At 41.5% G+C, this 3243-nt stretch carries 1 protein-coding gene and 2 pseudogenes; 1 reads left to right on the forward strand and 2 read right to left on the reverse strand.

The window, feature by feature from the left end; all coding sequences use genetic code 11:
- Positions 1–268 (reverse strand): annotated as a pseudogene (locus tag H5202_RS19530) (hypothetical protein); the annotation flags it as partial.
- A gap of 230 nt (positions 269–498) precedes the next feature.
- On the opposite strand from H5202_RS19530, the pseudogene H5202_RS19535 reads away from it, so the two are divergent.
- Positions 499–1965, forward strand: a pseudogene (locus tag H5202_RS19535) (DASS family sodium-coupled anion symporter).
- A 146-nt stretch (positions 1966–2111) separates the two neighbouring features.
- Here the strand turns inward: H5202_RS19535 and H5202_RS19540 are convergent.
- Positions 2112–3243 (reverse strand): methyl-accepting chemotaxis protein (locus H5202_RS19540; RefSeq protein ID WP_182773532.1); only part of this gene is annotated, 1132 nt, incomplete at its 5' end.

A 3243-nucleotide genomic window follows, 5' to 3' on the forward strand; every position in this document is an offset into this window, starting at 1 on the left:
CAACATGCAGCTCATTACTAGCAGACCAACAAGGCGATGTATGGTTAGGCATACCATTGGTTTCAATAACAACGTTCGGGCCACTGAGCACCACATTGACGTTGCTATCGTCAAACTCATGGTACGCGGTATGTAAAATACCACTGCCTAAATCTTCTGTTCCCGTATCTTTGCCGGTATCTGTATCTTTATCAGTTGAACTCGTTGCATTTGTTACATCTGTTATATCGATACTGTCTACCACCACAGCCTCAACGTAACCATTCATTATTTTTCTAGCCGAGAAATAGCCTAATTAACACAAATCCGTCAACCTATAGGAAATAGAATAAAACGTTAGATATGACACGTATCAACAATGAGAATAACTTCACAAATTCAAATACCACAAAGACTTAGTATCAAGTTACTGCTCCGCTCCCCTTTAACAATTGACCAAATGATAACGACATTTATCGTCATTGCTAAAGGCGTATTCTCAAACCTAAGGATACTGCAATGAAAAGTACTGATATCCGAGTTGTTCCAGGTTTAATCTCAATTGCGATAGTACTATTGCTTTGGTTCATCGTCGCTCCACCTGAAGGTGTATCGGCCAATGCTTGGCATTTATTAGCTTTGTTTGTTGGCACAGTTGTCGCGATTATTGGTAAAGCGATGCCAATTGGTGCTATTGCCGTATTAGCAATTACACTTGTTGCATTAACAGGCGTAACCAGTGATAAGCCATCGGATGCTATTAAAGATGCCTTAAGTGGATTTTCAAACTCACTGATTTGGTTAATTGGTATTGCGATTATCATCTCACGCGGATTAGCAAAAACCAGTTTAGGGAACCGTATTGGTTATTATTTTATTGCTTTATTTGGGCAAAAGACCATTGGTATCGGCTATGCGTTAGCACTATCAGAGCTGGTCATTGCACCTGTCACACCCAGTAATACGGCTCGAGGCGGTGGAATTATTCACCCTATAATGAAGTCAATTGCAGCGAGTTTTGGCTCGTCTCCAGAAGAAGGTACATCACGTAAAATAGGTCATTATCTTGCCTTCGTGAATTACCATACAAACCCTATTACCTCTGCAATGTTCATTACTGCGACGGCGCCCAACCCATTAATAGTCAAATTGATTGCTGATGCCACAGGCGCAGACATCAGTATTACCTGGGGCACATGGGCACTGGCAGCATTATTGCCAGGTCTGCTTTGTATTGCGCTTATGCCACTGATTATCTATGCGGTTTATCCTCCAGAAATAAAGCGCACGCTAGACGCGACAGCTTACGCTAAGTCAAAGTTGGCTGATATGGGCCCGATGTCATACGCAGAAAAAATCATGGTGAGTGTGTTCTCGCTATTACTGATTTTATGGGCTGGAGTACCAGCCATGATATTAGGGGCGAATTTTGCGGTTATACCACTGCAGTAGCATTTTTAGGCTTATCCATTTTGTTAATTAGCGGGGGTACTGAGTTGGGAAGATGTGCTTAAGGAAAAAGCCGCTTGGGATACCGTGGTATGGTTTTCAGCATTAGTAATGATGGCAACGTTCTTAAATAAACTAGGATTAGTCGCTTGGTTTTCTGGTGTGGTTGAAACCAATATCGCCCAACTTGGTTTCAGCTGGATGATTTCAGTGATTATATTGGTGGTAGTTTACTTTTATGCACACTATTTTTTTGCCAGCACCACAGCACATATTACCGCCATGTTTGCAGCATTCTTCGCCGCAGGTATCGCATTAGGTGCTCCACCTTTATACCTAGGTTTACTCCTTGCTGGTGCGTCCTCTTTAATGATGTCGCTCACGCATTATGCCACTGGTACCTCACCGATTATCTTTGGCTCCGGTTACGTATCAATGGAAGACTGGTGGGTAATGGGCTTTATCATGAGTATTGTCAACTTAACCATTTGGGGTGTTGTCGGCGGATTTTGGTGGAAAGTACTTGGTTACTGGTAAGTTTGGGAGAAATAAAATCAGACGGTGCTTAAGCCAGATCGATAAAGCCAAAAGTTAATGAAGGTCAAAATTGATTATATTAAGGCTGAAAAATAACATGAGTGATTTTTCAGCCTTAATCTGTAAGCTTTTCACAAAACGAATAACTATATTTCGGTCTTAAACTGCTTCACATTTAACTCTAAGCTTTTAGCAAGCTCTTCAAGTTGATAACTGGCCGCGGTAATTTTACCGGCTTCTTGCTGAGCCAATAACGCTGAATGAGTAATTTGAATAAAGTTTTGATTTATATCCGCTGCAACCACAGACTGTTGCTCTGCGGCTGTGGCAATTTGGATATTCATATCACTTATTTTAATTACCGATACATTAATAGCCTGTAATGATTCTCCAGCATTTTTAGCTTGCTGAACACTGCTATTGGCTTGCTCTTGGCCTTCGTTCATAACAGTCACAGCTTTAACAGAACTGGCGCGCATGCTTTCAATTACAGCTTGGATTTGTCTTGTTGATTCTTGTGTACGCTGAGCAAGATTACGCACTTCATCAGCAACAACGGCAAAACCTCGGCCTTGTTCACCAGCACGTGCAGCTTCAATGGCCGCATTTAACGCCAATAAGTTAGTTTGCTCTGCAATACCCTGAATAACATCAAGTACCGAGCCAATTTCTTTACTGTCTTGTGACAGTAAATCAATGATATGTGCCGCTTCACTTACTTTGACGGCCAACGCATCTATATCTGTCTGTGTTTTAGTGACTTCAATCTGACCTGCATTAAACTCATTCGTGGCCGTTTGTGATAATAGAGCAGCTTCACTGGTATGGTTTGCCACTTCTGAAACAGTACTCGACATTTGCGTAATTGCCGCAGCGCCATTATCGGTAGCCATTTTTTGATTGTTGATAAGATGCTCGTTTTGCTTTGCCGTTTGGTATAAATCTTTAGACGCTGCAAGTAATTTATTGGCAGTCAACATCGAATTTTGAGTTATCTCGGTCAAATTAACGGTTAAATCTTGCACCGCACTTAATATACTGTGAGGAGAATCAACAGATAATTTCACTGTAAGATCGCCACGAGCAATTTGTTGGATTATATCAGCTGCATATTCTGGCTCACCGCCAATAATATTTTTTAAGCGCTTAACAGACGTTAACGCCACCATACACCCAATAAATAGTGCTATGGCCGTTACAACTAGCATCACCGACTGAAAACTAGTTGTTTGCTCACGCGCTGCAGAAACTTGTAGTTGAATCTGCGCTTCTTGATAA

This window comes from Shewanella sp. SG41-4 (genome assembly GCF_014164505.1).
In the GTDB taxonomy this organism is placed as follows: Bacteria; Pseudomonadota; Gammaproteobacteria; order Enterobacterales; family Shewanellaceae; genus Shewanella.